The organism is Halorubrum sp. C191 (assembly GCF_002727095.1).
GTDB lineage: Archaea > Halobacteriota > Halobacteria > Halobacteriales > Haloferacaceae > Halorubrum > Halorubrum ezzemoulense.
On record NZ_NHNZ01000085.1, the window covers coordinates 73926 to 97197 of the forward strand.

The 23272-nt window shown below is 68.7% G+C and carries 18 protein-coding genes and 1 pseudogene; 3 read left to right on the forward strand and 16 right to left on the reverse strand.

Features of this window, described 5'->3' with window-relative positions:
- Positions 1–8: 8 nt before the first annotated feature.
- From Z052_RS07550 to Z052_RS07560, 3 genes are read right to left on the reverse strand one after another with little or no spacing between them, the layout of a single operon-like run.
- A complete protein-coding gene (locus Z052_RS07550; protein WP_094579935.1) occupies positions 9–1157 on the reverse strand; it encodes an extracellular solute-binding protein in 1149 nt (382 codons plus the stop codon).
- 39 nt (positions 1158–1196) lie between these two features.
- Positions 1197–2378 carry an alpha-1 4-glucan-protein synthase gene (locus Z052_RS07555; protein ID WP_094579936.1) on the reverse strand — a complete coding sequence of 394 codons (1182 nt, stop codon included), beginning with the start codon at positions 2376–2378 and terminating at the stop codon, positions 1197–1199.
- Between the two features lie 30 nt (positions 2379–2408).
- Positions 2409–3542 carry a lysylphosphatidylglycerol synthase transmembrane domain-containing protein gene (locus tag Z052_RS07560; RefSeq protein WP_094520558.1) on the reverse strand — a complete coding sequence of 378 codons (1134 nt, stop codon included), beginning with the start codon at positions 3540–3542 and terminating at the stop codon, positions 2409–2411.
- Positions 3543–3661: 119 nt separating this feature from the next.
- On the opposite strand from Z052_RS07560, the gene Z052_RS07565 reads away from it, so the two are divergent.
- Entirely contained in the window at positions 3662–3964 is a 303-nt protein-coding gene (locus Z052_RS07565) for a hypothetical protein (RefSeq protein ID WP_094520559.1), read from the forward strand.
- A gap of 72 nt (positions 3965–4036) precedes the next feature.
- Positions 4037–4565, forward strand: a pseudogene (locus Z052_RS07570) (rhomboid family intramembrane serine protease).
- A 98-nt stretch (positions 4566–4663) separates the two neighbouring features.
- Here the strand turns inward: Z052_RS07570 and rpsJ are convergent.
- The 6 genes from rpsJ to Z052_RS07595 form a co-directional block, all read right to left on the reverse strand.
- Positions 4664–4972 carry a 30S ribosomal protein S10 gene (rpsJ, locus tag Z052_RS07575; protein ID WP_004048854.1) on the reverse strand — a complete coding sequence of 103 codons (309 nt, stop codon included), beginning with the start codon at positions 4970–4972 and terminating at the stop codon, positions 4664–4666.
- A gap of 3 nt (positions 4973–4975) precedes the next feature.
- Positions 4976–6241 carry a translation elongation factor EF-1 subunit alpha gene (gene tuf, locus Z052_RS07580; RefSeq protein ID WP_049932267.1) on the reverse strand — a complete coding sequence of 422 codons (1266 nt, stop codon included), beginning with the start codon at positions 6239–6241 and terminating at the stop codon, positions 4976–4978.
- A gap of 166 nt (positions 6242–6407) precedes the next feature.
- The gene (locus Z052_RS07585; RefSeq protein WP_094520560.1) at positions 6408–7403 is read right to left on the reverse strand and encodes a homoserine dehydrogenase; all 996 of its coding nucleotides are present in this window, start codon (positions 7401–7403) and stop codon (positions 6408–6410) included.
- The gene (locus Z052_RS07590) at positions 7400–8017 is read right to left on the reverse strand and encodes an amino acid-binding protein (RefSeq protein WP_049932264.1); all 618 of its coding nucleotides are present in this window, start codon (positions 8015–8017) and stop codon (positions 7400–7402) included. Before Z052_RS07590 ends, Z052_RS07585 begins: the two co-directional genes overlap by 4 nt.
- Complete coding sequence (locus Z052_RS20180) at positions 8014–8169, reverse strand: hypothetical protein (protein WP_158228674.1); 156 nt, start codon at positions 8167–8169, stop codon at positions 8014–8016. The genes Z052_RS07590 and Z052_RS20180 overlap by 4 nt, the downstream gene beginning before the upstream one ends.
- 182 nt (positions 8170–8351) lie before the next feature.
- Complete coding sequence (locus tag Z052_RS07595; protein ID WP_049932262.1) at positions 8352–10541, reverse strand: elongation factor EF-2; 2190 nt, start codon at positions 10539–10541, stop codon at positions 8352–8354.
- A 194-nt stretch (positions 10542–10735) separates the two neighbouring features.
- Between Z052_RS07595 and Z052_RS07600 the strand changes: the two genes are divergently transcribed.
- A complete protein-coding gene (locus Z052_RS07600; RefSeq protein ID WP_049932261.1) occupies positions 10736–11377 on the forward strand; it encodes a bifunctional 4-hydroxy-2-oxoglutarate aldolase/2-dehydro-3-deoxy-phosphogluconate aldolase in 642 nt (213 codons plus the stop codon).
- Between the two features lie 55 nt (positions 11378–11432).
- Here Z052_RS07600 and polC read toward each other — a convergent pair whose 3' ends face one another.
- From polC to Z052_RS07635, 7 genes are all read right to left on the reverse strand, one after another.
- Positions 11433–16478 carry a DNA polymerase II large subunit gene (gene polC, locus Z052_RS07605; protein ID WP_094520561.1) on the reverse strand — a complete coding sequence of 1682 codons (5046 nt, stop codon included), beginning with the start codon at positions 16476–16478 and terminating at the stop codon, positions 11433–11435.
- Between the two features lie 34 nt (positions 16479–16512).
- On the reverse strand, positions 16513–16932 hold the full coding sequence (locus Z052_RS07610) for a PPC domain-containing DNA-binding protein (protein WP_094520562.1): 420 nt from the start codon (positions 16930–16932) through the stop codon (positions 16513–16515).
- Between the two features lie 246 nt (positions 16933–17178).
- Complete coding sequence (locus tag Z052_RS07615; protein WP_049932256.1) at positions 17179–17559, reverse strand: iron-sulfur cluster biogenesis protein NfuA; 381 nt, start codon at positions 17557–17559, stop codon at positions 17179–17181.
- 77 nt (positions 17560–17636) lie between these two features.
- On the reverse strand, positions 17637–17966 hold the full coding sequence (locus Z052_RS07620) for a DUF5783 family protein (RefSeq protein ID WP_007995328.1): 330 nt from the start codon (positions 17964–17966) through the stop codon (positions 17637–17639).
- Positions 17967–18259: 293 nt separating this feature from the next.
- On the reverse strand, positions 18260–20395 hold the full coding sequence (katG, locus tag Z052_RS07625; protein WP_094520563.1) for a catalase/peroxidase HPI: 2136 nt from the start codon (positions 20393–20395) through the stop codon (positions 18260–18262).
- Between the two features lie 333 nt (positions 20396–20728).
- Positions 20729–22156: a dihydrolipoyl dehydrogenase gene (lpdA, locus tag Z052_RS07630; RefSeq protein WP_049932253.1), complete on the reverse strand. Its 1428-nt coding sequence runs from the start codon at positions 22154–22156 to the stop codon at positions 20729–20731.
- A partial coding sequence (locus tag Z052_RS07635; protein WP_099288942.1) for a dihydrolipoamide acetyltransferase family protein occupies positions 22156–23272 on the reverse strand: 1117 nt, incomplete at its 5' end. The genes lpdA and Z052_RS07635, both read right to left, overlap by 1 nt.

Below are 23272 nucleotides of genomic sequence, written 5' to 3' on the forward strand. Positions count from 1 at the left end.
GCGGCGGCTCAGATCTGGACGCCGGCGTCGCGCATGAGGTCGATCGTCGGTTCGAGGTTGGACAGCTCCGAGAGGTCGATGTCCGGGACGTCGAGCTCGTCGATCGTCGGGAGGTCGCCGATCGGCTCGACCTCCGGAATCAGCGGGTACTCGAAGGTGGAGCGCGCGAAGTAGTCCTGCGCCTCCGCCGACAGCAGGTGGCGAACGAAGTTCGCGGCGAGGTCAGCTTTCGACGCGGTGTCGACGACCGCGGCGCCCGCGACGTTGAACACCGCGCCCGCGTCGCCCTGCGTGAAGGAGGTCGCGATCGGGGCCTCCGGGTTCCCGTCGAGCACGCGCTGGATGTAGTAGTGATTGGTGAACGCGGCGTCGATCTCGCCGTCGGCGATCTCCTGACACGCGCGGAACTCGTCCGGGTACGTCGCGGCGCCGCGCTCGACCATCGCTTCGAGCCACTCGCGGGTGGCCTCCTCGCCCTCCAGCAGCCGCATCGCGGTGACGAACGCCTGCGCGGAACCGTACGACGGCGCCCAGCCGAGGTCGCCCTCGAACTCGTCGGGGTACGCCATGATGTCGTCCGGGAGCCCGTCTTCGGAGACCGACTCGGTGTTGTACGGGACCGTCCGGGCGCGCCCGGAGGTGCCGACCCACTGCTCGGTGTGGAACTCCCCGCGGACCTTCCCGGTCACGTCGTCGGGGAGCGCCTGCGTGCGTCCCGCGTCGGCGAGCGCGCCGAGCGAGCCAGCGTTCACCGAGTAGAACACGTCGGCCGGCGACCCCTCGCCCTCGTTGATGATCGCGTTCACGTGGTCGGTCGAGCTGTTGTACCGAACGGTCAGGTCGAGGTCGTCGTACAGGTCGTCGATGTAGCCGACGAGGTCGCCGACGAGGAACTCGCCGCGGCCGGAGTAGACGGTGAGTTCGCCCTCCAGCGCCGGCATCTCCGCCATCGGCGTCCCGCCGGGGGCGTCGCGCCCGGCGCGACCGGAACCGATCTGCCCGATCGCCGGTCCGCCGTCGCCGCCGTCGGAGCCGTCTTGATCGTCGCTCCCCGTACAGCCGGCGACCCCCGCGACGCCGACCGCGCCGGCCGCCGCGAGGAACTTCCGCCGTCGAACGTCGCGCCCGTCTCGTGCGTCGGATTCGTGGGTCGTCATGTGTTTTAGGCTTGCCTAAATGGTTTTAGTCGTGTCGGTTCAGTCGTCCGCGGGCGCCGGCGTCCGCCGGATCGCGTCGAGGCAGTCGAGCCAGTCGCGCATGTACTCGCCGCAGTGGTTGAGGAACGCGCCGTTGTTCCACTCGTCGAAGTCGCCCTCGGCGAGCGCGTCGGCCATCGCGTCGAAGACCGCCGCGTACGAGTCGGCGTCGGCGCCCGCCTCGTCGACGACCTCCCAGACGTGCTCGTTCAGCTCCAGCCCGGCCACCTCGTTCGAGAGGTCGTCGAACGTTGAGCGCGGGGCCTTGTTGTGTTCACAGAGCGGGTCGCCGTTGTAGATGCGCTTGCCGAGCACGTCGCAGGCGCGCTTTAAGAACAGCCCCGACCAGATGTCGTCGAACCGCCCCACGTCCCACTCGTTGTCGTCCATCGGCAGCTGGTAGAACGCCGGGATCACCTCGCGGCGGAACGCGAGGTTCATCGAGCAGACGGTGAGGTAGTTGCCGCGCGCGGCGACGAAGTCGTCGCCGAAGTCGTCGGCGGTCGCCCGCGTCTGCGCCTGGCCCTCCAGGTCGCCGTCCATCAGGATCCGGACCGCGTCGAGGTCGGGGACGTTCGTCCACAGCCCCTGCGAGGCGACAACCTCACCGGCCTCGACGTCGACCGCGTCGGTCTCGACGGTCTCGTCCATCGCCGAGTACGGGTAGCCGCGCGGGTAGAGGCCGTGCTCGTCGGCGTTGTCGTAGAGGACGTTCACCCAGTCCTCGTCGGAGCGCACGCGCTCGATTTCGCCGCCGAACGCGAGGTTCGCCATGTGTCGACCGAAGTAGTCGACGTCGTCGTGCGGGAGCGTGTCGTCGTCGATGAAGACGCCGTAGTCGAACGACTCGTCGGCCCACATGTACAGCAGGCCGAAGCTCGTCTCGGCGTGGCTCGCCGCCGGGACGACGTGGCCGTACTCCGCGACGCCGTTGGCCTCGTACCACTCCTCGCGGCGGCTGCCGTCGAACACCTCGCCGGAGACGTCGAGGTCGTCGAGCATCGCGCGCATCTCGTCGGTCTCGCAGAAGTCCTCGGTGACGAGGACGAAGTGGAGCCGCGAGACGTCGAACCCGTGCTCGCGGGCGTTGGCGACGTACGCGCGGAGGCACTCGTACTCTCTGATCGTCGGAACGATGACGCAGATATCCGAGCCGTCGCCGCTCGGGGCGGTAGCCGTCATACGCGTTAGTTTTTAGGCTGGCCTAAAAGTTTAGCGGTCCGTCGTCGGCTGCGTCGCGGTCGCGTCGGGTTCCCGCTCCGACTCGTCGGGAGCGCGCGTCGGCGACAGGTCGAACGCGGCCGCGACGGCGCCGCCGCCGGCGAGCGTGACGGCGTTCTTCAGCGCGTGGTCGAGGGCCGCCGCGGCGAGCGCGACTTCGGCGGAGATCGGCGTCGCGGCGACGACGATCCCGGTGAACGCCGCCTCGTACAGCCCGATCCCGCCCTGCGAGAGCGGCAGCACCTTCGCGAGGTTCCCGGCCGAGACGGCAAGCGTCCCGACGACGGCGAGCGCGACCGGATCGACGGCCCCGCCGAACCCGCCCACGAGCGCCGCGAGGACGAAAACAGCGGTCGCGACGTCGAGCGCCCACACGACGCTGCTCGCGAGCGACACCCGAACGAGCGCGCCCGCGTCCGCGGCGACGACGCGGACGGCGGCGCCGAACCGGACCGCCGCGTCGACGGCTCGGGCGAGCCGGGATCCCGCAGCGCGATCGCGGAGGGCCGGACCGAACTGCCGGTCGCTCCGAGCGACGACGACGGTGAGCGCCGAGAGCAGCGCGGCCGCGATCGCAGTGCCCCCGGCGACGACGAGCACCCGACCGGAGCCGTCGGGCGCGACGACCCGCCCCCCGGCGAGGCGGACGGCGAGCGCGGCGCCGCCGAGCGCGCCGAGCGCGATCAGGTCGAAGGCGCGCTCGACCGCCAGCGATGCGACGCCGGTAGCGTAGGGGACCTCACGGCGGTCGTTCAGCAGGTACGCGCGCACCCCGTCGCCGGCCCGGGCGGGGACGATCAGGTTCGCGGTCTGGCTCGCGAACACGGTCGCCGTGAGGAACGCCGTGCGACACCGGTGTCCCATCGGCCCGAGCACGTCGCCGTACCGCCGGCCGCGGACGGGCCACGACGACAGGTACGCGACGAGCGCGGCGGCGACGTAGACCGGGTCCGCGGTCGCGACCGCGTCGACGACGGCGGCGAGGTCGAGGGTCTGCGTCAACACCGCGCCGCCGATCGCGAGGACGAGGACGGTTCCCGCGACCGCGAGCGACCCCCGAGGGACGCGCGCTCGGAGCCGGGAGAGGCGCTCGCGGAGTCGAGCGGCGGCGGTTCGCGGTCTCATACGATTATTTAGGTCGCCCTAAAGAACATAACGCTGGCGGTTCGCGGAGGCGAACCGGCGGGGCGGGCCGGACCCGGCGCGACGCAACACGTTTGTTCGCGGGAATCGAACAACTACGCATGAGCGCGAACGAGGCAGACGCCGGCGCTGCGACCGAGGACGTGCGGATGTGGCTCGTCGAGCGCACGTACTCCGACGACGAGCAGAACATGGTGATCCTCACGTACGCGACGCCGGACGGCGAGCGCTACTTCCGCAAGGAGCGCGCGCTCACCTCCTTCACGGACGTGCGCGACACCACGGCCGCCGTCGACGCGGCGCCGTCGAACGTCGGAGCCGTCGACGACCCCGACGACCGCGAGCGCTACGCCGCCGAGGCGACGCGGATGGCCCGCGCCCACGACCCCGACGACGTCATCTGAGCCGCACCGCGGACGGGCCGCGAGCGACCGGGCCGCACAGCCTTTTCACCGCCCGGGCCCAACGCCCGGCCGATGCGCGCCACTCTCGAAACGCTCGGCGTCGCCCTCCTCGTCGGCGCCGCGCAGGCCCTCCTCGGCGTCGTCGGCCTCGCCGGACTGTTCGCGCTGTCGACCCCCGTCGCCGTCGCTCCCTGGACGCTCGTCACGAGCGTGTACGCGCACGGCTCCGTCGGCCACCTGCTGGCGAACGCCCTCGCGCTGCTGCTCGTCGGGCCCCTGGTCGAGCGCCGGACGACCCGCGCCCGCTTCCACGCGTTCGTGGTCACGACGGGCGCGCTCGCGGGCCTCGCGCAGGTGACCCTCGGGAGCCTACTCGGCCCGCCGGTCGCCGTGTTGGGGATCAGCGGCGCGGTGTTCGCGCTCGGCGGCTACCTCCTCGCGGGAAACGTCGTGAGCGAGACGCTGTTCGACCGCCTGCGCCTCTCGCCGCGAGTCCAACTGGTCCTGTTCGGGCTCGTCGCCGTCGTCGGTGATCGCGCACGCGACCGGGGCGTTCTGCGGGCTCGTCGCCGGACGCGTCGGCCTGCTCGACGCACGGTGACCGGAACCGGACCGGACGGTGGGCGCGGGCCGCGATCGACGGCGCCGAGGCTAGGCGATGTGAAAAACGAAAGGGGTGAAAGAGAAACGCCCTAGCGCTCAGTCTTCGAGAACGATCTCGATGCTGACGTCGTTCGGCACTTGGACGCGCATGAGCTGGCGGAGCGCGCGTTCGTCGGCGTCGATGTCGATCAGACGCTTGTGGACGCGCATCTCCCAGTGCTCCCACGTCGCCGTCCCCTCACCGTCCGGGGACTTGCGCGACGGGATCTCGAGCGTCTTCGTCGGCAGCGGGATCGGGCCCGACAGGGCGACTCCCGTCGAGTCCGCGATCTCGCGGACGTCGTCGCAGATGTCGTCGAGGTCCTCGGGGCTCGTGCCGGCGAGGCGGACGCGTGCCTGCTGCATCGATTATCGCTCGTTGACGTCCAGCACCTTGCCGGCCGCGATGGTCTGACCCATGTCGCGGATGGCGAAGCTGCCGAGTTCCGGAATCTCGCCGGACGGCTCGATGCTGAGCGGCTTCTGGGGACGCACGGTGACGACCGCCGCGTCGCCGGACTTGATGAAGTCCGGGTTCTCCTCGGCGACCTCACCGGACGAGGGGTCGATCTTCTGATCGATGGACTCGATCGTACAGGCGACCTGCGCCGTGTGGGCGTGGAAGACCGGGGTGTAGCCGGCCGTGATGACCGACGGGTGCTGCATGACGACGACCTGGGCCTGGAACGTCTCGGCGACGCTCGGCGGGTCGTCGGCCGGGCCACAGACGTCGCCGCGGCGGATGTCGTCCTTGCCGATGCCGCGGACGTTGAATCCGACGTTGTCGCCGGGCTCGGCCTTGGGCACCTCTTCGTGGTGCATCTCGACCGTCTTCACCTCGCCGCCCACGTCGGACGGCTGGAAGGAGACGTTGTCGCCGGTGTTGAGGATCCCGGTCTCGACGCGTCCCACGGGGACGGTCCCGATACCGGAGATGGTGTACACGTCCTGGATCGGCAGGCGGAGCGGCGCGTCCGTCGGCGGCTCGGCCTCCGGCAGGTCGTTGAGCGACTCCAGCAGGGTGGGGCCGTCGTACCACGAGGTGTTCTCGGACGCTTCGGCGACGTTGTCGCCCTCGAAGGCCGAGATCGGCACGAACGTGGTGTCGTCGGTCGCGAAGCGGACCTGGTTGAGCAGGTCCTCGACCTCGCTGATGACCTCCTTGTAGGAGTCCTCGCTGTAGTCGACGAGGTCCATCTTGTTGACGCCGATGATGAGCTCGTTGATCCCGAGCGTGCGGGCCAGGAACACGTGCTCGCGGGTCTGGGGCGCGACGCCGTCGTCGGCCGCGACGACGAGCACCGCGTTGTCGGCCTGCGAGGCGCCCGTGATCATGTTCTTCACGAAGTCACGGTGGCCCGGACAGTCGACGATGGTGAAGTAGTACTCGTCGGTGTCGAACTCCTGGTGGGCGATGTCGATCGTGACGCCGCGCTCGCGCTCCTCGGCGAGGTTGTCCATCACGTAGGCGAACTCGAAGCCGCCCTTGCCCTTCTCTTCGGCTTCCTCGCGGTGCTGCTCGATTACGTGCTCGGGGACGCTCCCCGTCTCGAAGAGGAGGCGACCCACGAGCGTACTCTTGCCGTGGTCGACGTGGCCGATAATGGCCAGGTTCTGGTGCGGTTTGTCACTCATGGGGTAATCACGCGCTAAGGCGCTCTGTGAGTAAGTTTCGGTTGATTCCACTAAAACGGTTTCGATACGGCCCACAGAGTATCGTGCCGCCGTCTTGCGATTCTCGACAACCCGGGGCACGCCACACGGCCGCACGGAGACCGTCGGTGGGCGAGTCGGGCGTCGGCTACTCCAGCCGGCCCACGTCGCCGAGGACCGCGCTCGCGGTCTCGGGGCCGCCTGCGCCGCGGCCGGAGATGTTGAGCCGGCCGGCGTGAGAGGTCTCGATCTGGACGATGTTCTGGGTGCCGGAGACCGCGAGCGTGCCGTTCTCGGGGACGAGCCGCGGCGCGACGCGGACGGTCTCGCCCGTCGCCTCGCCGATCAGCCGGACCGTCCGCCCGTCCTCGGCCGCGAGGCGGAGCGCGGAGCCGGGCACGTCGCGGATCCCCGAGACGTCGGCGTCTTCGAGCGTGAACTCCCGGGCGTCGGCGGGGTCGTCGACCGCGCCGAACGAGAGCACGTTTGCGAGGATGACGCACTTCAGCGCCGCGTCGGTGCCGTCCACGTCGAAGGAGGGGTCCGCCTCCGCGACGCCGAGGTCCTGCGCCTCCGCGAGCACGTGGTCGTAGTCCAGCCCCTCGGCGGCCATCCGCGTCAGGATGAAGTTCGCCGTCCCGTTGAGCACGCCCCGGACCGCCGTGACGTGGCCGGGCTCGATGTCCTCGACGGTCGACACTGCGGGGATCGCGCCACCCACGGTCGCCTCGAACCGGATCTGGCCGTCGCTGTCGCCGACGGCCGCCCGCAGGTCGCCGTACCGCTCCGCGACGGGGCCCTTGTTCGCGAGGACCGCGTGGCGGTCGCGCTCTAAGGCGGTCGTCACGTGCGAGAAGCCCGGCTCGGCGTCGCCGAGCGTCGTCGGCGTCGCCTCCACGAGGACGTCGTAGTCGGCCGCCAGCGCGTCTGCCGGGTCGTCGTCGCCGACGATCCCCCGTTCCGCCTTCCGCGCCACGACCGCGTCGGGGTCGACGCCGACGGCCTCTCCGCCGGAACCGCCCGTCCCGTCCGCGACGACCGCGGTCGACGAGTCGGCGACCGCGACGACCTCGTGGCCGTGTTCGCCCGCCAACTCGACGACGGAGCGCCCGACGGCGCCCGCACCGATCACGGCGAGTCTCACGCCTCCACCCCCGTGAGTGGCTCAACGACGCGGAGGTCCTTCTCCGCGGCGAGGTCGCGGACCGCGGCGAGCGCCGCGTCCGTCTCGCCGGCCCGGGCTTCGAGCCGGAGCCGCGCGCTCGACACCTCCTCGGTGCCCTGCGGGGCCGCGAGCGACACGTCGGCGACCGACGCCGACTCGCAGGCCTCGATGCTCGAGAGCGTGTCGGAGAGGTCGGTGTCGATAAGGTGGCCGAAGAGGAGCAGCGTCACCTCCTCGGCGTACCGCTCCGTGCCGGCCTGCATCACGTTCACGCCCTCGCTACGGAGCGCGTCGACAATCTCCTCGAACCGGTCCGGCGTCGCCTCGAAGTCGACCTCGACCGGGATCCGGCCGCGGGGCGTCTTGTTCCCGCGCTCGTGGTAGATCGACAGGAGGTTCCCGCCGTTGTCGGCGATCGGGTGGAGCGCGGCGAGCAGCTGCCCGGGCTCGTCGACCAGCTCCAGCCGGACCGTGTGCGTCGAGACCGCCGTCGAGGCGTGGCCGCCGTCGGGCGACGCTCCCGAGTCGGGCTCGTCGACGCCCGCCTCCGCGTCGAGCGCGGCCTCCGGCGCCCCGTCGCGACGGTCGCTCACTGCGCCACCTCCGGCGCCGCGCCGCGCCCGGCTTCATCGCGGCCGGTCGAGTCCGGATCGCTCGTCCGCGGACGCGCTCCTGTCCCCGACGTGGAGCGGTCGCTCGGTGGCTCCGTCGCGGTGCGCCGGGGGGGAGTCGTGCCCGTCTGCATACCCGAACGGAGTCGGACGATCCGGTATAAGCCTTCGGCGCTGGCAGGCGTTGCCTCGCTTCCGTGCCTGTCAACGCGGCGCACGGTTCGGGGAGGTCTGCCGCGATCGACGGCGTCGGGGCTCTCAGGCGGAAGACGCGAGAGAGAAGTTGACCGCAGAGACCGCGGACCGCGTCGTCGACTTAGAAGTAGTCGATCGACTGCGGCAGTTCGAGCTTCATCCCCTTGCGCTCGCGGATCTCCATGATCTTCTCGCGCTGGAGATTATCGACGAGGACGCGGAAGCCCGCGTTCTCGGTGTTCCACGAGGCGCGGCCCTCGGTGGCCGAGCGGATGTCGGAGGAGAACCCGATCATCTCCTCGACGGGCGCGATGCCCTCGACGACCATGAGGTCGCCCTCCTGGTACATGTCGTCGACGCGGCCGCGACGACCCTGGATCTCGCCGGAGGCCGCGCCCATGTGTTCGCTGGGCACGTCGATCCGGACGTCCTGGATCGGTTCGAGCAGGCGGACCTCGCCGTCGATCAGCGAGCGGTGGACCGCGTCGCGGACCGCCGGGATGACCTGCGCCGGACCGCGGTGGATGGTGTCCTCGTGGAGCTTCGCGTCGTGGAGTCGGAACAGCGACCCCTGGACCGGCTCGGCGGCCAGCGGACCGTCGTCGAGCGCCTCCTGAAGCCCCTCCAAGACGAGCTCCATCGTCTCGTTGAGGTGCTGGATCCCCTTCGTGTCGTCGATGAGGATGTTGGTCCGGTGGATGTCCTCGACGTTCTGGGAGGTGTCCTTGTCCATGCCGGCCTCCTGTAGCGCCTCGCGGCGCTCCAGTTCGGGCATGTCCATCGAGACCTCGCCGAGCTGGATGGCGTCGACGATCTCCTGGTCCATCGGCTCGACGGTGATGTAGAACTTGTTGTGGCGGTTCGGCGACTGCCCCTCGACCTCGCGAGAGGACTCCTGGGGCTGCTCGCGGAACACGACGATCGGTTCGCCGGTGATGACCGGGATGCCCTGGTTGTCGCGAATCCGCTGGGTGATCACTTCGAGGTGGAGCTCACCCTGCCCGCTGATCAGGTGCTCGCCGGTGTCCTCGTTGATCTCGATCTGGATCGTCGGGTCCTCCTTGGCGACCTGCTGGAGCGTCTCGATGAGCTTCGGCAGGTCGTCCATGTTCTGCGCCTCGACGGACTTCGTGATGACCGGCTCGGAGATGTGTTCGATCGACTCGAACGGCGTCATCTCAACCGAGGAGACGGTGGAGCCGGCGATGGCGTCACGCAGTCCGGTGACGGACGCGATGTTCCCCGCCGGGACACGGTCCACCTCCTCGCGTTCGGACCCCATGAAGAGCCCCACGCTCTGGATGCGGTTCTTCCCGGCCGTGCCGGAGACGTACAGCTCCTGGCCCTTCTCCAGCGTGCCGGAGAAGACGCGGCCAGTCGCGATCTCGCCCGCGTGCGGGTCCATGGAGATGTCGGTAACCATGAAGACGACGTCGCCGTCCTCGTCGACCAGCTGCATCCCCTCGGCCAGCTCGGTGTCCGGGTCACCGCGCCAGATGCGCGGGACGCGGCGGGGCTGCGCGTCGACCGGGTTCGGGAAGTGTTCGCAGACCATGTCGAGCACGACGTCAGACAGCGGCGTCCGCTCGTGGAGCTCCTGCCGCTTGTCGTTCTGTTCGAGCTCCATGATGTCGCCGAAGTCCATGCCGGTCCGCTGCATCGAGGGCATCGAGACGCCCCACTTGTACAGCGCGGAGCCGAAGCCGACCGTGCCGTCCTCGACGGAGACGGTCCAGTCCTCGGGGATGTCGTCCATGTTCTCGGCCATCCCGCGGATGAGCTCGTTGACGTCGGCGATGACCGACATCAGCCGCTCTTGCATCTCCTGGGGCCCCTCCTGGAGCTCCGAGATGAGGCGGTCGACCTTGTTGATGAACAGCGTCGGCTTCACGCCCTCGCGGAGCGCCTGTCGGAGCACCGTCTCCGTCTGGGGCATCGCGCCCTCGACGGCGTCGACGACCACCAGCGCGCCGTCGACCGCGCGCATCGCGCGAGTGACGTCGCCCCCGAAGTCCACGTGGCCCGGGGTGTCGATGAGGTTGATGAGGTGGTTGGTGTCCTCGTACTCGTGGGTCATCGAGACGTTCGCCGCGTCGATGGTGATCCCGCGCTCCTGCTCGTCCTCCTTCGTGTCCATCGCGAGCTGCTCGCCCGCGGTGTCCTCGGAGATCATCCCGGCGCCCGCCAGCAGGTTGTCAGACAGCGTCGTCTTCCCGTGGTCGACGTGGGCGGCGATGGCGATGTTCCGGATGTGCTCCGGGTTGTCCATCAGCCGCTCACATTCCTGAACGATCTTCTTGCGTCGGCCCATTATACCGAGTGTTACCGAAAGGAGGGTCAAAAGGGTAGTGTTTCGTCGCGGCCGATTCGCCGGGGATCACCCCCGATCCCCGGCGATTTCGTGTCGCACAGTGTCACGGAACGACCGCCGCGGGCGCCCGGGTCGAGACCCCGGCGGAGCGGGCATCGGCGCGGTTTTAAGAGCCGACTCGGGAAACGGTGAGTATGAACGAGACGCTCTCACGGCTCGTCGACAGCGGCGTCGTCGCGGTGCTCCGCGGGGTGCCCGCCGACCAGCTCATCGAGATCGCGGAGGCGCTCCGCGAAGGCGGCGTCACCGCCGTCGAGATCACCGCCGACACGCCGAACGTCGCGGACCTCATCGACGAGGTGACCGCCTCCTTCGACGACGAGGTCGTCGTCGGCACCGGTACCGTCCTCGACAGCGAGACGGCCCGGACGACGCTGATGGCGGGCGCCGAGTTCGTCGTCTCGCCGAGCCTCCACGAGGACGTCATCGAGACGTGTAACCGCTACGGCGCGGTCAGCGCACCCGGCGTGATGACGCCGACGGAGGCGGTCCGCGGCTACGAGGCGGGCGCCGACTTCGTGAAGGTGTTCCCCGCGAAGACGGTCGGGCCGGCCCACCTCGGCGCGATGAAGGGGCCGCTCGGCCAGATTCCGATGATGCCGACCGGCGGCGTCAGCCCGGACAACGCCGCGGAGTACGTTGAGGCGGGCGCGTTCGCGGTCGGCGCGGGCGGCGCGCTCGTCGACTACGACGCCGCCGAGCGCGGCGACTATGAGGTCATCACCGAGACCGCCCGCGAGTTCACGCGGGTGGTCGAGGAAGCGCGCGGCGACTGAACCCCGAGGGTCCGGCGCGGTGAGGCCCGCTCGACCCGCGGCCGCTCCCCCCACCTCACATGAAGTCCGCGATGCCGGACTGCTTGTTCGTGTCGTCCTCGAAGATCGACTCTAACGACTGGTCTAACACCTTCAGCCGCTGTTTCGTGTAGGGCCGGCAGTCGAACCGCTCCGCCACCTCGATGGCGGTGTCAACGTACTTGCTCACCGACCCCTCGTGGACGGTGAGGTTCACGCGGCCGCCGCACTCGCGGCACTCGCCCGTCAGCGGCATCCGCCGGTACTTTTCGCCGCAGTCGAGACAGCGCGTTTCCTGCCGCGAGAACGCCCGGAGGTTCCCGATGATGTCCGGCAGGAAGTGGTACTCGATCACCCGCTCCGCCACGTCGGTCTCGTCGACCGCGCGGAGCTTCCGGGCCAGCTCCAGCTGGGCGTCCATCTTCTCCATCATGTCGCCGAGCGTCTTGTACGCCGAGAGGTCCGGTCCCATCGCGATGTCGGTGGTGTCGTGGGTGTGGTCGAACCCGTGGTACTCGTCGTCGGTGCCGAGCGTGTCCTCGCCGATCTGGATCAGCTCCTCGACCGCCTCCGGGTCGGCCATCTCTCGGGACGCCTCGTACAGCTCTTTGGGGTACTCCCGCACGATGTCGACGTTGTGCGCCTCGTCGTCGATCTCGGAGGGGTCGATTCGCGAGGACATCACCAGCGGCGCGTCCATCCGCCCGCCGCGCTGATCGGGCAGAAATTCTTTCGAGAAGTTGAGCAGTCCGTCCATAAGCAGCATCACGCAGTCCTCGTCACCGTCACACTGACCGGAGTACACGTCGTTCGCGACGAGCGTGTTTGTCTCCTCAACAGTCAGACAGTATGTGAATTCGATGTCGGACTGGACCATCTCGACAGAGACGACTTCGTCAACCCAAACGTCGCCTCCGTCACCGAAGAGTCGCTGTGTTCGGGTATCGACGCGGTCCAGCACGTCAGTAAGCGTCTCGTCCTTGCGGCCGAGATGGAAGCCGACTCGGTCGGCGAACCGCACGGCGTTCTGTGATGTGATCTTGAGGACCCAGGATTCGAACGACTGCTCGCCGTCGTAGAACTCGGCCACCGCACCCGTCTTCGGGGTACGCTCCTCGCGATACACTTTCGTAGCGATACCGAACCGCTTGAGGGCTGCGATTAGGTCGGACTGTAGGTCGTTGCTCACCGTATGTGCGCGAACCTCGACGCGTTCGCTAGACGTGCTTCCGTCGCCAGAGAAGTACGCCGCGAGGAACGTTCGGAGAATCGAGTCCGGTGCGGAGAGCACGCAGTCCGGGATTAGTTTCGTCTCCGCACGACTCCCGGCGTCAAGAACATCCGAGAACAGCGTCGTGACGAGGCGACTGGAAACAGTAATCTTCCATTCGTTCTCCTCGAACGCCTCAACGTCAAATACGTCGTCAAAGACGTCAATGATCTCGTCGCGTGGCACGTCGTCCGGCGTACAGATTGTCGTCTGGTAAAATGACCCAGCCTCCTGCCGGGTGAACCCTTCTGCAGCGTAGTATCCGAGCATCGTGCCGACCGTCTCGTCGACATCGAACTGACGCGAAATCGAAGCGCTGTCTCGACGGATTCCAAGTGTCACGTCGGTGGGAACGCGTTCGACGACAGTGTCGCAGTCGTACAGTTCGATCAGAACGCCGGCCGAGATGCTGTCGCGAGACACCCAGTTGTACACCGTCGACTGACTAACGTCGAGGAGTTCCGCAACAGGCTTCAGGTAGTTCTCGGCGTCTGTCGCATCATCGAGGAGTTGTTTGAGATTAGATTCGCCGAGCCCTCGGATCATCAGGTCGTCGTTCGAAACGGCGTCCGCGTCGAGGAATTCCGCGAGCAGGTCGAACGTCGCTGTTTCCCCGTCAACCGAGATCTGTTTCGGCGCAGGGAGCGCATCTTCCGTGGTTAATTCTCGGGCCGACACGCGCTCGATTCCATCGCCGGTCCACCGACGCATCGAGTGGTCGGGCGTCACCGTCAGCTCCTGTCCACTCTTTGTTTCGACGCGGACGAGGTGGTCAGGCGAAGGATGCTTCGAGAGTGCTTCAGCCCGTTGGAGCGTTTTCTCGCCATCCTCAGTTACGGACGGTACATACACATCGTCATCGAGTTTCTGGACAAGCGTCCCGAAGTCGTCCTCTTCAGCCGTTTCGGCGTCAAGTCGGTCCTCAACGAGTGTCTCGATGGGGTCGTAGTGCCACTTTCCGGCTTCGTCCTCGTACCAGATTTTCGTCTCCGGGTGGAAGCAGTTCCGCCGTTTCGCGGCGTGAAAGTACGGATGAGCGTATCCGACCGCGGCCGACGTGAAACCCACCACTCTCCCAACAGTCGCGGCGCTCGTGTGGGGCGCCATCCCGAAGACGAGCTCGCCGACGAGGTCGTCGCGCTCGTTCACCTCGTAGAAGCGGTCGAGCCCGTAGAACTGTTCGAGGAGGTCGTCGACGAAGTCGGCGGTCTTGAGCATGTGCTCGGCCGCGCCGTCCGAGAGGACGATGTCCTGGACGCGCAGTTCGACCACCTGGTCGTCGTGGCGCAGCGGCTCGCCGTCAATATCGGTCTCGTAGCCGAGCTCGCGGAAGTGGTCGGCGGTGACGTCGAGCTCCTCGGGCCGGACCGCGGTGACCGGGAGGTCGGTCATGTCGTACCGGACCGTTCCGTCCTTGAACGACGTGACGCCGTTCTTCGCGCGGAGGACGCCCTTCTCGATCGGCTCCGGCGTCTTGTTCCGCGAGGTGAGCCCCTGAACCCCCTTCAGGATCTCGAAGGCGGACTCGCGCTCGCCGACCGTCTCCAAGGCGGTGCGGTACGCGTCGTTGACGTCGACCTCCTGATACCCCGCGGCCGTCACCTCCCACTCGCAGTTCGGGCACTCGACGCGGCCGGCCTCGTCGGGCTCGCAGACGGTGCCGCAGTCGTTACACTCGTAGTGCGGTTCGGTGTGCGTCTCGCAGTCGGGGCACAGCGCGGCGTAGGTGTGCTCGCCGCAGTCCGGGCAGACGCGGTCGGAGACCTCCAGTTCGTGTCGCCCCCGCCGGCCGGTGTCGTCCATCACGTTCGCGGCCTCGGCGACGTCGCGCTGGGGGCCGCCCGCCTCGTTGATCGGGAAGAGGGTGTGGACCGCCGGCGAGAGGTCGCGGCTCTCCGACTTCTCGGGGCGTCCCATCCGGTTACCGATGCGGGTGGGGGCCCGCTCGCGCACTTCGAAGGGGGCGACCTCGTTGACCGCGCGGATCGCGTTCTCGCCGTCGGCGTACTCCCGGGCCGCGGGGGAAAGGTCCGCGGGGTCCCACTCCTTCCGGAGGCCGTCGTCGATCCCGAGCGACCGCGCGAGCGGCCGCCACGTCGGGATCCGGAGGGCGTCCGGGGTCGCCGCGTGTTCGATCAGCAGCGACTCCAGCGTGTCTTGGACCTGATCCGTGCGCTCGATCGCGAGGACGCCCTCGACGACCTCGCCAGCCGCGATCGCGTCGGCGAGCGCCGCGAACGCGTCGACCGACACGTCGTGCCAGAGGTAGGTGTACTCGGGGTGGAGCGGGCAGTCGTGCTCGCGCGCCCACGAGAGCGCCCGGTCGACACCGGGGTGTTCGAGGTCGACGTGCGGGTCGTCGCGGAGCGCGCGGACGTCGGCGCCGGCCGCCTCGAACTCCTGGACCCACCACTCGGGGGCGTACGAGGCGGGCGCGAGCGGGTGGTTGTTCTCGACGAACTCCCCGTAGTTGACGAGGTACTCGCCCAGGTCGAGGACCTTCTCGACGCCGTTGCGGAGCTCCTTCGCCTCCTCGGGGTCGTCGATCCGGCGGACCTCGCCGTTCGCGAGCCGGACCGTGGGGCCCTCGATGGAGTCGACCGGGACGACGCCGTGCGCCTTCCCCGGCCGCTCGGTCTTGATCTGCGTGCCGGCCGCGAGGAAGTCGTCGACGATGTGCATCGTGGCGGGGTGGACGCCGCCGGTCGCGAAGCCGTGGTTGCGCGCCCGGCCGTACCGGAGTCGGAAGCCGCCAGCCTCGCTCGGGTGGGTGAACACGGGCCGCCCCGCGATGAGGTCGCGGAGGAACTTCTGTGAGGGGTCGGCCCGCGGCGGTCCGGCCGCGTCGTCGGCCGCGCTCTCGTCTCCCTCGGTGTCCGCCGCGTCGTCGGCTTCGGCGTCGCCGTCACCGTCTCCCGTGCCGCTCTCGGTGTCCTCGTCGGCCGCGGCGCCCCCGTCGCCCGCCCCGTCTTTCCCGATCGTCCCGTCGATCAGGTCCTGGAGCCACGGCCAGTCGACCTCCTCGAGGTCACGGGTGTACCGCTGGATCTTCGGGGCCTTCAGCGCGATCCCCTCGGCGGCGACGAGGCACATCCCGCCGCGCGCGGAGTTGGTGTCGACGCGTTCGAGGTCGCGGAACCCCGAGACCTCCTCGTCGCTCGTCGCCTCCCCGTCGAGCATGACGGGGATGTGCTTGGCGATGAACTTCGACTCCTTGTCCTTCGGCGTGTACTGGAGCCCGGTGTCCTTGTCGTAGAGGGCGATCTCCTCGGCGTAGCGCTCGACCTCCACGTCGCGGGGCTTGTACTCGTCGACGTCGAGCAGCGACCGGGCGTAGTCGGCGACGAGCACGGACAGCGCCTGCGCCGTCCCGCCCGCCGAGCGGATCGGACCGGCGTAGTAGACGTTGACGAACTCCGTGCCGTCGTCGTTCTCCAACAGCTCGACGCGGTCGATCCCCTCGATCGGCGCGGCGACGACCCCCTCGGTGAGCAGCGCGACCGCGGTCCGGACCGCCCCCTCGATCTTCCCCTCGCGGGAGTCGTAGTCACCGACGTTGCCGTCGACGAAGTCAGTGACCAGCTCCAGAGCCGCCTCCTCACGAGACATCTCGCCCTCCAGCTCGCGGACGCGCTCGGCGACGCCGTCGATGCCGAGGATGTTCTCGACGCGGTCGGCCATGTCGCGGGCGATCGGGATCTCGATCTCCGGCTCCGGGTCCCGGCCCTGCTCTTTGGCCGTCTCCGCGACATCCCACGCCTCGTCGAGTCGCTCTTCGATCCGGGCGAAGTAGCGCTCGTCGTCCGGTCTCATCGGGCCTCTGGGGTCCGGTGGCGCGGTCGACGGGTCACAGCCACAGGTCGAGGTCCGTCGCCTCGTCGTGCGAGCGCTCCAGCGGCTCGGCGAACGCGCGCAGGTGACACTCGCCGGCCCAGACCGTCGCCGAGTCGAGGTGCCCCGCGAGCGCCTGTCCGCTCGGCCGCGAGAGGACGGCGTGGGTGTGTGCGAACACGTCACCCTCCAACAGCGAGACGTTGCCCACGCAGGCGGCCACCTCGAGCGGTTCGTCGAACGTCACCGATCGATACTCGGTATCGTCTTGGTCGTAGAACCAGACGTTCGCGTCCTGGACCGCACCGAGCGCCGTGAACCAGCCGGCCTCGACGTCTTCCTCGCGGGCGAGCGACTCGATCTCCTCGCGCCAGTCGGCCCCCGTTTCGAACCGCGCGACGTACTCCGCCGTTGGTTCGACCTCGCGGTGGTACATAGCAACTCCCCACGGCGGCCGGGGAGAAAAAGGCTTCAGTCGGACCGAGAAGGACGGCGGACTCAATTCAATATAGCGTTATGTGATACATCTAGCGACGACAGCGAGAGTCAGAGAGACGACAATAAGGCCGAGAGAACGCGTCTACACCGTAGAAACGGTGGATCTACAGAGACGGGCGGTCCAGTAGCTGACGGCGTTGCGACTCGCCGAGCGGAAAGAGAGGAAAGGCGTGGTCGGCCGGGTTCAGAACGGCGCCTGGGGGCCTTCGTCGTCACCGTCGTCGTCGGTCGTCTCCCCGGGGAAGGAGGGAGACATCCCGCCGCCGCTGCTGGTGCCGCCGAGGTCGCCGTCGGCGCCGGCCGACGCGCCGGTGTCGGCGTGGACCGTCTCGATCTCGGGGATCTCTTTGACCATCCGGGACTTGATCGCCTGGATCGTCATCGGGGAGATACCGCAGCCGGAACAGGCCCCGCCGAGCTGGACCGTCACCTCGCCCTTCTCGCGGTCGAGGTGGGCGATGGCGGCGCTGCCGCCGTGCATCTGGATCTGCGGGAAGTTGCGCCGCAGGAAGTTCGTGATCCGCTCGCGGAGTTCGTTGTCCGCGTCAGCCGTGTCCGTGCTCATGCCCGCGAGTTGGCGGGCACCGGGCTTATGCCTTTGGTTCGGCCGGATCCGCTCCCGTCGCGGGTCGCGTCGGACCCCTACTCCGGTCGGTCGACCCCAAGGGTCCGGTACAGTTCGGACTCGATCCGCTCGACGTACTCCTCGAGCGTCTCCTCAAACGTCTCGTCGTCGACCGCGACGGCGCCGCGGATGCGCTCGCGCGGGTTCTCCGGGAGCTCGACGCGGAACTCACCGTCCTCGTAGAACGGCTCCGACTCGTTGAGCACGGTCTGGTCGATGCCGTGGATCAGCTCCGAGTCGTACCGGTCGTTCATCTGGTTGAACGCGTTCTTGTACGCCCGCTGGAGCTCGTTGAAGTAGTGCGCGTACTTGTCCTCGAACTTCTCCGGGTCGAACTCGTCGGCCATGTCGCCAGCGAGGGCTCGGCGGGAAAAAAGCCGGTCGATCGCCCCCGAGACGCCGAAACGGGGGCCCCCTCGAACTCGCGGTTCGGGGAGAGATTCGAACGTGGCCGACAAGATAAATTATATGTCGCGATATAGAATTTGATCGGCGCCGGTCACCGGGTCCGAAGCGAGAGTCACGACTCGGCGGCCGACAGCGAGAGGCTCGAACGGCGGGCGACGGCGGAGCGACGCACCACCGGCCCGCGTTCGGCGGGGGCAGAGTCAGAGAGAAAACCGGGAGCGCGGCGATCGGGTTACTCGAGATCGAAGCGGTCGAGCTTCATGATCTCGCTCCACGTCGCGGCGAAGTCCTCGACGAACTTCTCCTCGTCGCTGGCGTACACGTCCGCGATGGTCCGGAGTCGCGCGTTCGAGCCGAAGATGAGGTCGGCGCGCGTCGCCTCCCACGCGACCTCACCGGTGTCGCGGTCGCGGATCTCGTAGACGTCCTCGTCTTCGGTGACCGCGTCCCACTCGTACTCCATGTCGAGCAGATTCGCGAAGAAGTCGTTGGTGAGCGCGCCGGGCTCGTCGGTGAAGACCCCGCGGTCGGAATCGCCGTACGTCGCGCCGAGCGCGCGCAGACCGCCGGCCAGAACGGTCATCTCGCTGGCGGTCAGGTTCAACAGGTCCGCCTTGTCGACCATGAGGTCCTCGACCGGCTCGTCGGCGTCGCCGAGGTAGTTACGGAAGCCGTCGGCCTCCGGCTCGAGCGCCTCGAAGGAGTCGACGTCGGTCTGCTCCGCCGTCGCGTCGACGCGGCCGGGCTCGAACGGCACCTCGACGTCGTAGCCCGCGTCGGCCGCGGCCCGCTCGACGGCCGCCGTCCCACCGAGCACGATGAGGTCGGCGAGCGAGACGCGGACGTCGTCGTCGCGCGACTCGTTGAACTCGGTCTGGATCTCCTCGAGCGTCGAGAGGACGTCAGCGAGCGCCTCGGGCTCGTTGGCCTCCCAACTTCGCTGCGGTTCGAGGCGGATGCGGGCGCCGTTGGCGCCGCCGCGCTTGTCGCTGTCGCGGTAGGTGGACGCCGCCGCCCACGCGGTCTTGACGAGTTCGCCGGTCGACAGGCCGGACTCGAGGAGCGCGTCCGTGAGCTCGGCGACCTCCGCGTCGCCGATGGCCTCGTAGTCGGCCTCGGGCAGGGGGTCCTGCCAGATCATCGTCTCTTCCGGGACCTCGGGGCCGAGGAACCGCTCCGGCGGGCCCATGTCGCGGTGGATGAGCTTGTACCACGCCTTCGCGAACGTCTCCTGGAACTCTTCGGGGTCGTCGCGGAACTCCTCTAAGACGGCCCGGAAGTCGTCGTCGTGCTTCAGGGCGACGTCCGTCGTGAGCATCATCACGTCCTCCTTGTCGTCGGGGTCCGCGACGCCGGGCGCGGCGTCGTCGAGCTCGTCGTTCTCCGTTGTCCACTGCCACGCGCCGCCGGGACCCTTCTCCGGCTCCCAGTCGTAGGTGAGCAGGTTGTTGACGTAGCTCATGTCCCAGACGGTCGGGGTGGCGTTCCACGGCCCCTCGATGCCGCTGGTGATCGCGTCGGGGCCCATCCCCTCGCCGAACTCGTTGTCCCAGCCGAGTCCCTGGAGGTCGATGGGGGCGTCCTCGGGCTCCGGACCGAGGTTGTCGCCGTCGTCGGCGCCGTGGACCTTGCCGAAGGTGTGGCCGCCGGCGATGAGGGCGACGGTCTCCTTGTCGTTCATCGCCATGCGGCTGAACGACTGGCGGATGTTCTTCGCGGACCCTTCGAGGTCGGGCTCGCCGTTCGGCCCCTCGGGGTTCACGTAAATGAGGCCCATCACGGTGTTGCCGAGCGGCGCCTTGAGGTCGCCCTCCTCGTCGAAGCGCTCCTCGGAGGTCGTCTCGAACTCGCTCTCGGGGCCCCAGTCGACCGCGTCGTCGCCCCGGAAGTCGTCCTCGCGCCCGCCCGCGAAGCCGAACGTCTCGAAGCCCATCGACTCGAGCGCGACGTTGCCGGCGAGGACGATGAGGTCCGCCCACGAGAGCTTCTCGCCGTACTCCGTCTTCACTGGCTCCAGCAGCCGCCGGGCCTTGTCGAGGTTCACGTTGTCCGGCCAGCTGCTGATCGGGGGGAGGCGCTGGTGGCCGCCGGCGGCGCCGCCGCGGCCGTCGAGCGAGCGGTACGTGCCGGCGCTGTGCCACGCCATCCGGATGAACAGCGGCCCGTAGTGGCCGTAGTCGGCTGGCCACCACTCCTTCGAGTCGGTCATCACGTCTTCGAGGTCGGACTTGACCGCCTCGAGGTCGAGCTCCTCGAACGCCTCGGCGTAGTCGAACTCCTCGCCGTAGGGACCGATGTCGGCGGAGTTCTGATCGAGCAACTCCAGGTCCAACTGGTCCGGCCACCACTCTTGGGTGTTACTAGCCATCAAAAAATAGTCGCCCTTCTTTACGGATAATATTGTCTAATACGAGGAGACAATAATCGATATAACGGAGAGTTTCTATCGAGAAACTGAAGTTCTGTTTTCCGATCTGCGAAGTCGGCGTCGTGGACCGCAGCGGCGCTCCGCATGGCGTGCTCCGCCGAGAAGTGAGTGGCGACCCCGCTACGGATCGAGAAGTCGACAGTTCGATAATCATGTGTGAGAGTTCCACCCGAGGGAGGCGGGCGCGTCCGTTCGCCTCGCGGCCACTTCTGACTCCGCGCGGGAGCGTCGAGTCGCCGACGGCGCCGACCCGGGGTCTCGAAGACGGGCCGCTCAGCGGTTCAGCGTGTGGATCGCCTGCCCGCGAGCGTTCTCCGCGGCCTCCATCACCGCCTCCGCGAGCGTCGGGTGGGTGTGGACGGTGGCGGCCACGTCTTCGAGGGTCGCGCCCATCTCGACCGCGAGCGCGACCTCCGCGATCAGCTCCGACGCCTCGGGTCCGACGATCTGCCCGCCGAGGACGAATCCGGTCTCCTCGTCGGCGACGATCCGGGCGAACCCCTCGGTGTGGCCGGTCGTCATCGCCCGGCCGGAGGCGTTGAACGGCATCTCGCCGACGACGGGATCGAAGCCGGCGTCCTCGGCCTCGGCCTCGGTCATCCCGACCGTCCCGATCTCGGGGTCGGTGAACACCGCGGCGGGGACGGCCTGTCGGTCGAGCGCGGCAGGTTCACCGGCGATCACCTCGGCGGCGACGATCCCCTCGTTCGAGGCCGCGTGCGCGAGCATCGGGTCGCCCGCGACGTCGCCGACGGCGTGGATGTGCTCGACCGCCGTGCGCGTGCGATCGTCCGTCTCGATGAAGCCGCGGTCGTCCGTCTCGATACCGGCGTTCGCTACGTCGAGGCCGTCGGTGACTGGCTGACGGCCGACCGCGACGAGGATCTTGTCGACGCCGTACGTCGACTCCTCGCTGTCCTCCGTCTCGGTGTGGAGGAGGTACCCGCCGTCGGGCGCCTCCGACCACTCGCTCGCGCCCTCGCCGAAGTTGAACTCGACGCCGAGCTCCGCGGCGCGCTCCCGGACGATCCGCTTCACGTCGTCCTCGTAGGGGTCGAGGATGTCGTCGAGCATCTCGACGACCGTCACGTCGGCCCCGAGCTTGGCGTACGTCGTCGCCAACTCCATCCCGATGTAGCCGCCGCCGACGATCCCGAGCCGGTCCGGGACGGTGTCGGCGTCGAGCGCGTCGGCGGAGCTCCAAACGTGGTCCTCGGCGAACTCGAAGCCGGGGATCTGGATCGGACGCGAGCCGGTCGCGACGACCGCGTGTTCGAACGAGAGCGTCTCAGAGCCCTGCCCGTCGCCGCCGTGCGCGACGCGGACGGTGTCCTCGCCGACGAACGAGGCGGTCCCTTCGATCAGGTTCACGCCGTTCGCCTTACAGAGCTTCTCGACGCCGCCGGTGAGCCGGTCGACGACGCCATCTTTCCACTCGATCATCTTCCCCATGTCGACGGCGGGGTCCGCGTGGACGCCCATGAACTCCGCGTTGCCGGCCTCGTGGGCGAGCCCGCTCCCCGTGATCAGCGCCTTCGAGGGGATACAGCCGCGGTTGAGACAGGCGCCGCCGTAGGCGTCCTTCTCGACGAGGGTCGTGTCGAGCCCCTCCTGTGCGGCGCGGATGGCGGCGACGTAGCCGCCCGGCCCCGCGCCGATGACCAGTACCTCCGTTCCCGTGGTGACATCTCCGACGACCATTATTCGTTGAGTAACAGCAGGGGGTTTTCCAAGTGTTCCATGACGGTGTTCGCGAACTCGGCCGCGACCGCGCCGTCGACGACGCGGTGGTCGATCGATAAGGACAACGGGAGCGTCGGCGCCGGGACGACCGTCGAGTCGTCCGAGTCGTCGAGGAACTCGGACTCGACGTCCGCGTGGTCGCGGACGACAGGGCGCTCCTCGATGGCCCCGAGCCCGAGGATCGCCGTCTCGGGGTAGTTGATGATCGGCGTGGCGTACTCGCCGCCGATCGCGCCGAAGTTGGTGATAGAGAAGGTCCCGCCCTGCATCTCCGCGGGCTTGAGCTTCCGCTCTCGGGCGCGCGAGGCGAGGTCGTTCACCGCGTCGGCCAGCTCGAAGAGCCCCTTCTCGTCGACGTTCTCGACGACGGGAACCATGAGACCCGCGTCGGTCGCGACCGCGATGCCGAGGTTGTACTCGCTTTTCAACACGATCTCCTCGTCGTCCTCCCGGAGCTCGCTGTTGAGGTACGGGTACTCCTTCAGCCCGGCGACGATGGCCTTCATCACGAACGGCATGTAGGTGAGCTTCACCCCCTCGGCCTCGGCCTTCGGCTTCAGCTCCTCGCGGGCCTCCACGAGCGCGTCGACCTCGGCGGTGTCGTGGTGGGTGACGTGCGGCGCCGTGAACTTCGAGCGCTCCATCTGCTTGCCGATGGTGCGCCTGACGCCGCGGTACGGGACGGTCTCGTCGCCCGACGCGGGAGCGCTCGTCTCGGACGCGTCGCCGGCGGTCACGGCGGGCTCCGTGCCCGGGCCCGTCTCGACCGGTTCCGGCTCGGGCGTCGACGCGGGCGACTCCAGCGCGTCAGCGTACGCGTTCACGGCCTCGGCCGTGACGAACGCCTCGCCGTCCCGGGTCTGGTCGGTCGGCACGTCGTTGATGTCCACGTCGCGGTCGCGCGCGGCCTTCCGCGTGGCGGGCGTCGCGAGCGTCGTCTCCCGGCCCGCGGGGTCGGGCCCGCCGGCGGGCGTCGCCGGGGCGTCGGCGGCGCCACGCTTGCTGACCGCGGACTTCCGCCCGTCGGAGCCGGTATCGGTCGGCGGCTGTCTCTTCTCCACATCTCCCAGCCCA